Origin of the sequence: Gordonia sp. (in: high G+C Gram-positive bacteria), assembly GCF_012515855.1 — a bacterium.
Lineage (GTDB): Bacteria > Actinomycetota > Actinomycetes > Mycobacteriales > Mycobacteriaceae > Gordonia.
On record NZ_JAAYXO010000073.1, the window covers coordinates 21,561 to 28,460 of the forward strand.

Consider the following 6,900-nt stretch of genomic DNA (forward strand, 5'->3'; position numbering starts at 1 on the left):
CGATGCGCGTGGTCGTCGCGGGCGCAGGCATTGCGGGACTGACCGCAGCCGCTGGATTCGCCCGCGACGGTCACGACGTCACGATCCTGGAGCGGCGGCTCGACACCACGTCGGGCACCGCGATCACCCTGTGGCCCAATGCGTTAGCCGCTCTCGACGCCATCGACGTCGGCGTCGACGTGCGGGCCGCGTCCGAGCGCGTCAGCGGCGGAGCGATGCGGTGGTGCGACGGATCGTGGATCCGCAGGCCCGATCGCGATGCCGTGCTGCAGGCGCTGGGCGAGCCGCTGTCGGTGCTCCGGCGCGTCGACCTCACCGAGGTGCTGACCCGAGCAACTGCGGGAGCGACGCGGCTGCGGTCCGGAGTCGCGGCGGTGAGCGCACGCACCGAGCGCGGACGCGCGATCGTCGGCATCGCCGACGGCGAGGACCTGGACGCGGACCTGGTGGTCGTCGCGGACGGGATCGGCTCGCGACTGATCCACGGCTTCAACCCCGGGCTCGCCGCCCGCTACACGGGCGCCTCGGCCTGGCGGGGCATCGCTGAGACGAGGATCGACCCGGAGCTGGCGGGACAGGTGCTGGGACCCGGTGTGGAGTTCGGCGCGGTTCCGCTGCCGAATGGTCGTACGTACTGGTTCGCCTCGCGTCGACTGCCCGAGGGCACGATCTTCGACAATGAGCACGCCGAAGTCAGCCGACTCGGCGAAGGCTGGCCGACCCCGATCGGCGAGGTGATCGCTGCGACGCCGCCGGAGTCGCTGATGCGAACCGATCTCTACGACCGGTCCACCGCACGTCGCTGGTACGACGGCCGTGTGGTGGCGCTCGGCGACGCCGTCCACCCGATGCGCCCGCACCTCGGGCAGGGCGGGTGCCAGGCGATCGAAGACGCGGCGGTGCTGACGGGCGCGCTGCGGGGCGGGGTTCCCGTCGGATCAGCGCTCGCGGTGTATCAGCGGATCCGTCGTCCGCGCGTGCGTCGGGTGGTGATGGAATCGCGTGCCGTCGGCCGCGCCGTCAGTGCGCGTCCGGTGCGGCTGTCGGGGGCCGCCATCCGGGCGAGCCGAGCGCTGCCCGACGCGCTGATGCTGCGGCACCTCGCGTCGATCGCCGGCAGCGAAGCGTTTGCGCGCCAGTGGCGGCTGTTAGTTCGACAACACCGCGGCGGAATGGCTCACCAGATGCACGGGCCCGCGGCTGTACCGCTGCGACCTGTGCAAACGTGGTGCCCCCGGCAGGACTCGAACCTGCGACCTCGGGATTAGAAGGCCCTTGCTCTATCCACCTGAGCTACGGAGGCATGCCGCACGGAGAATGGTGCGGCGAAGGCATACTATATCCCGTCCTACAGTAGAGGTCATGACAGCGACGCCCACCGAAGCGGTGGAGGAACCCGTGCGTGACCGGCTGACCGACCCGTCCAGGGCTCGTTCGGCGCTGATCGCCCTGCTCCTGGTGTTCGGATCGACGGCAGCGGTGATCGTCACCGCGGCGTCTGCGTCCACGGCCCTGCAACTGCTGGGTGTGCCGGACGCGGGTTGGCTGACCACCTACGGACTTCCCGTGGTGACCGTGATCGGTCAGATCAGTGCGGCCATCGGCTTCGGCTCAGTGGTCTTCGCGGCCTTCTTCGTCCCGCCCCAACCCGACGGGGCGCTCGACGCCGGCGGGTACCGCGCCATGCGGTGGGCGGCGACGTCGATGATCGTCTGGGCCACCTGTGCGCTCCTGCTGATCCCGCTCTCGATCTCGAATGTCAGCGGATCGCCGCTGAGCGAGACCCTGTCGCCGGGCAACCTGATGACCGCCTACGGCCAGGTGGCCGAAGGCCGGTACTGGATGTGGACCGCGCTCTTCGCGCTGGGCGCGGCCATCGTCGCGCGGATGACGCTGCGCTGGGGGTGGACGTTCCTCGCGATCATCCTGGCATTCCTGTCGCTGATGCCGTCGGCGCTGCTCGGACACTCGTCGTCGGGCGGCGACCACGACCTCGCCACCAACAGTCTGATCCTGCACATCGTGGCGGCGGCGCTCTGGATGGGCGGCCTGCTGGTGGTGCTCGCTTACGCGTTCGGCAACGGTCGCTGGCGCACCCTGGCGCTGTCTCGCTATTCGCGGGTGGCGTTCTGGTGCCTGTTCGTCGTCGGCATCAGCGGTGTGATCAACGCCCTCGTCCGGCTGTCGTTCAGCGATCTGTTCACGACGGCGTACGGACTGGTGGTCATCGGCAAGCTGGTGGCCCTGATCGTGGCCGGCGGCATCGGCGCGATGCATCGCCGGTTCACTCTTCGCGAACTCGAAGGTGTCAAGGAGCCTCGGACGTCGTTGTTCGTGCGCTTCGCCGCGGTGGAACTGGTGGTCTTCGCGGTGGCATTCGGTTTCGGTGCGGGCCTCTCGCGGACACCGCCGCCGGTCTTGAACGCCGCGAACCCGAGTCCGATGGAACTGAAGGTCGGCTACAACCTGGACGGCGAGCCGACCATGGCGCGACTGCTGTTCGACTGGCGCTTCGACTTGATCTTCGGCACCGCGGCGATCGTGGCCGCCGTCGTGTACCTGCGCGGCGTGTACCGACTGCGCAAGCGCGGCGACAGCTGGCCCGTCGGTCGTACCGTCGCGTGGCTGCTGGGCTGTGCCGCACTGTTGATGGCGACGTCGTCGGGCTTCGGCCGCTACGCGCCGACCATGTTCAGCATTCACATGATGAGCCACATGATGCTGTCGATGCTGGTCCCGGTGCTTCTGGTGCTCGGAGGCCCGGTGACCCTGGCACTCCGGGCGATCCCGCCCGCCGGTCGCGGCAATCCGCCGGGGCCGCGCGAATGGATTCTGACCGGAATCCACAGCAAGTACTCGCGGATCATGACGCACCCGCTGATCGTCGTCACACTGTTCGTCGGCAGCTTCTACGTCCTGTACCTGGGCGGCCTGTTCGACATGGTGGTGGAGCACCACTCCGCCCACCTGCTGATGAACCTGCACTTCCTCGTGAGCGGTTACCTGTTCTACTGGCTCGTGGTCGGCATCGATCCCGCGCCGCGGCAGATCAGCCCACTGGCCAAGCTGGGCGTGGTGTGGGGCTCGCTGCCGTTCCACGCCTTCTTCGGCGTGGCATTGATGATGACCGGGACGATCATCGCCGAACGCTTCTACCGTTCGCTGGAACACCCGTGGGGCTACAGCATGGACGCCGATCAGCGTGTCGGCGGCGGCATCGCGTGGGCGACCGGCGAATTTCCCCTGATGCTGGTGATGCTCGCGTTGCTGATCCAGTGGAACAGGTCCGACAGTCGTGCGGCCAAGCGATTCGATCGCAAGGAGGACCGGGACGACGACGCCGAACTCGTGAGCTACAACGCGATGCTGCAACAGATGAACACGCCGGAACCGGTCGCCGCCACGACCGCCGATGCCGCCACCGACGCGGTCGTGGAGAAGTCGGGCCGGGAGAAGTCGGGCCGGGAAAAGACGGTCCTGGAAAAGTCAGTCCCGGGAAAGTCAGTCCTGGAAAAGTCCGAGGCTGCCGAGGACGCTCCGCCGACACCGAGCGTCGAGTGAGCCGCGTGCCGTCGTCGGGCCCCGAGATGTGAAAACGTCGGCTGGATTCGAGTCCCGTGGGGACTTGAATCCAGCCGACGTTCTGAGTTCGGCGGGTCGTGCCAGTCTCAGGCGGCGACCAGTGCGTACTGGGGACGCGCGAAGAGGTGCTGATGCTCGGTCCAGGTGCGCAGGTACTGCACGCCGGAGCGGTAGTCGACAGTCAGGTGAATGCGGCTGCGGACGGCGTGGGCGACGTTCGCGGTGAGCACGCCCGCGTTGTGGAGCTGGCGGCGCATGAAGGTGGTGACGCGGTGCGCCCACGCGAACTCGGTCGACAGCACACCGAGGCCGAGGAAGAAGGTCACCCAGCCGGGGCCGGGAATCGGCAGGGGAATCATGACCATCCCGGCGAGCACCATCAGGGTGCCGACCACGCCGACGCCGAAGCGGTAGAGGCTGTTGAGCGCCGGTCGCTGACGGATCGTGTAGCGCTGCTGCCGGTGCCAGACTTTGAACCTCAGTCGCATATTCGGCGGTGCCTCTCGTCGGGGATCAGGCTCGGTACTGATCGTTACTAATTGGTAACGATACGCGCCCCGCCCACGTTCCCGGTGTGACGCACCTCACGAGCAGAATGAGAGATCGAACTCCATCACGCGAGCGGAGGGTGCCGTTCAGCGGGGTCGGAGAGCCGCGCAGCGGCGCAACCCCGCGCGACCGATAGGATGGTCGCCGAACCATGCCGCCGCCGAGGGTGTTCGGCGTGCGCATCCGCAGAGAACTGACATCCGCAGAAACACGACGTCGCAGCGAAGGCTGCAGGTAGGAGCTACATCGTGGCTGAGTTCATTTACACCATGAAGAAGGTGCGCAAGGCGCACGGCGACAAGGTGATCCTCAACGACGTCACCATGTCGTTCTACCCCGGTGCCAAGATCGGTGTCGTCGGCCCCAACGGTGCCGGTAAGTCGTCGATCCTGAAGATCATGGCCGGGCTGGATCAGCCGAGCAACGGCGAGGCCTTCCTCGATCCCGACGCGACCGTCGGCATCCTGCTCCAGGAGCCGCCCCTCAACGAGGAGAAGACGGTCAAGGAGAACGTCGAGGAGGGCATGGGCGAGATCAAGGTCAAGCTCGACCGCTACAACGAGATCGCCGAGCTCATGGCCACCGACTACTCCGACGAGTTGATGGAGGAGATGGGCAAGCTCCAGGACGACCTGGACAACGGCGACGCGTGGGACCTCGACTCCCAGCTGGAGCAGGCCATGGACGCGCTGCGCTGCCCGCCCGGCGACCTCCCCGTCACCAACCTGTCCGGCGGCGAGCGGCGTCGCGTCGCACTGTGCAAGCTGCTGCTGCAGAAGCCCGACCTGCTGCTCCTCGATGAGCCCACCAACCACTTGGACGCCGAGAGCGTGCTGTGGCTGGAGCAGCACCTGGCGAGCTACGCGGGCGCCGTGCTCGCCGTGACGCACGACCGTTACTTCCTCGATCACGTCGCCCAGTGGATCTGTGAGGTCGACCGCGGCCAGCTCCACCCGTACGAGGGCAACTACTCCACGTACCTGGAGAAGAAGGCCGAGCGACTCGAGGTCCAGGGCAAGAAGGACCAGAAGCTGCAGAAGCGCCTCAAGGAAGAGCTCGCGTGGGTCCGCTCGGGCGCCAAGGCCCGTCAGACCAAGAACAAGGCTCGTCTGGCCCGCTACGACGAGATGGTCGCCGAGGCCGAGAAGCACCGCAAGCTCGATTTCGAAGAGATTCAGATCCCGACTCCGCCCCGTCTGGGCAACGTGGTAGTCGAGGTCGAGAACCTCGACAAGGGCTTCGACGGCCGAGTGCTGATCAAGGACCTCTCGTTCACCCTGCCGCGCAACGGCATCGTCGGCGTCATCGGCCCGAACGGCGTCGGCAAGACCACGCTGTTCAAGACCATCGTCGGCCTGGAGGAGCCGGACTCGGGCACCGTCCGCGTCGGCGAGACCGTCAAGCTGAGCTACGTCGATCAGAACCGCGCCAACATCGACCCCACGAAGACCGTGTTCGAGGTGGTCTCCGACGGCCTCGACTACATCGAGGTCGGCCAGAACGAGATGCCCTCGCGCGCCTACGTCAGCGCATTCGGTTTCAAGGGATCCGATCAGCAGAAGCCGGCCGGAGTGCTCTCCGGCGGTGAGCGCAACCGACTGAACCTGGCGCTGACTCTGAAAGAGGGCGGCAACCTGATCCTGCTCGATGAGCCGACTAACGATCTCGACGTCGAGACCCTGAGCTCGCTGGAGAACGCCCTGCAGGAGTTCCCGGGCTGTGCCGTCGTGATCTCGCACGACCGCTGGTTCCTCGACCGGACCTGTACTCACATCCTGGCGTGGGAGGGCAACGTCTCCGAAGGCCAGTGGTACTGGTTCGAGGGCAACTTCGAGGCATACGAGGCCAACAAGATCGACCGCCTCGGCCCGGAGGCCGCGCGCCCGCACAGCGTCACCCACCGTCGCCTGACCCGCGACTGAGTCTCGCGAGGCCCGCCTGCGCGTCACCCGCCGTGATTGCCTCGGTACGACCCTCACCGCGCCTGTCTGAACGGTAGCCTCGGGGTCGTATCGGCGATCAAGGTCGGGCGAACAGTGGGGCCGGGAGTCGACGGCTCGCGGGAGCTCCTCCTTGCACAGGGAGGGTGATGCTAGTGAACAGCGCGTCGGATCGATCGGGCGACGCACTCGTCGCCGAGTTCGCAGCGTCTTATCTCGCCGAACCCCGTACCAACGAATCCCCGGACACCGCAGCGGTGTCCGGGGATTCGTTGCTTCGACTGCGACGGCACCTGGAACTCGGGGAGGTGCGCGAGCGAGGGGAGACGGCGGTCGGCACCACCGAACTCGACGACGGCGCGGTGGAGATCCATGTGGTCGCCGACGACATGCCGCTCCTCGTGGAAGCGGTCCTCGGCACCCTGGATGCGGCGGGTCTCACCATCGCCGTCAACGACCACCCGATCCTGTCGGTGCGACGTGACGGTGACGGCCGCATCGTCGGGATCGACGGACCGGCACTCCGGCGTACCGGCGCGGGCGCCGCCGAATCGTGGATCAGCGTGACCACCGGACCAGCGCCCGGGTGCGACATCGATCGACTCCGTTCCGAGATCGGCGCCGCGCTGGTCCGGGCACAGGCCGTCGACCTGGACAGCGATCGAATCCAAGCTCGGCTGGCGGTGCTCGCCGAGCGGTTCAGCGACGACGACGAAGACGCCGACATCGTCAGCTGGTTCGCGATTCGCGACAACTTCCTGGCCGTCGGATACCGGGAGGCGCGAGCCGGCGAGGGCGGACTGGGCGTCTGGCGCGATGCGACCACCGC

Annotated in this window: 4 protein-coding genes, 1 tRNA gene and 1 pseudogene; 4 read left to right on the forward strand and 2 right to left on the reverse strand. The window is 67.3% G+C overall.

Annotation, left to right across the window (positions count from 1 at the left end):
• Window positions 1–2 precede the first annotated feature (2 nt).
• Window positions 3–1,268: an FAD-dependent monooxygenase gene (locus GX543_RS05135; RefSeq protein ID WP_290850296.1), complete on the forward strand. Its 1,266-nt coding sequence runs from the start codon at window positions 3–5 to the stop codon at window positions 1,266–1,268.
• On the opposite strand, the gene GX543_RS05140 is transcribed toward GX543_RS05135, so the two are convergent.
• Window positions 1,227–1,303 (reverse strand) — tRNA-Arg (locus GX543_RS05140). The genes GX543_RS05135 and GX543_RS05140 overlap by 42 nt on opposite strands.
• A 59-nt stretch (window positions 1,304–1,362) precedes the next feature.
• Between GX543_RS05140 and GX543_RS05145 the strand changes: the two genes are divergently transcribed.
• A complete protein-coding gene (locus GX543_RS05145; RefSeq protein ID WP_290850288.1) occupies window positions 1,363–3,561 on the forward strand; it encodes a cytochrome c oxidase assembly protein in 2,199 nt (732 codons plus the stop codon).
• Between the two features lie 107 nt (window positions 3,562–3,668).
• Here GX543_RS05145 and GX543_RS05150 read toward each other — a convergent pair whose 3' ends face one another.
• Window positions 3,669–4,070 (reverse strand): TIGR02611 family protein, encoded by a 402-nt coding sequence (locus GX543_RS05150; RefSeq protein WP_290850290.1) that lies wholly within the window; start codon window positions 4,068–4,070, stop codon window positions 3,669–3,671.
• A 309-nt stretch (window positions 4,071–4,379) separates the two neighbouring features.
• On the opposite strand from GX543_RS05150, the gene ettA reads away from it, so the two are divergent.
• Together ettA and GX543_RS05160 are read left to right on the forward strand one after the other, a co-directional pair.
• Window positions 4,380–6,053 (forward strand): energy-dependent translational throttle protein EttA, encoded by a 1,674-nt coding sequence (ettA, locus tag GX543_RS05155; RefSeq protein ID WP_290850292.1) that lies wholly within the window; start codon window positions 4,380–4,382, stop codon window positions 6,051–6,053.
• Window positions 6,054–6,226: 173 nt separating this feature from the next.
• Window positions 6,227–6,900: pseudogene (locus GX543_RS05160) on the forward strand (NAD-glutamate dehydrogenase domain-containing protein); the annotation flags it as partial.

Coding starts and splice junctions, on each gene's coding strand:
- GX543_RS05135 (WP_290850296.1), top strand. CDS start 3: ATGCGCGTGGTCGTCGCGGGCGCAGGCATTGCGGGACTGACCGCAGCC.
- GX543_RS05145 (WP_290850288.1), top strand. CDS start 1,363: ATGACAGCGACGCCCACCGAAGCGGTGGAGGAACCCGTGCGTGACCGG.
- GX543_RS05150 (WP_290850290.1), bottom strand. CDS start 4,070: ATGCGACTGAGGTTCAAAGTCTGGCACCGGCAGCAGCGCTACACGATC.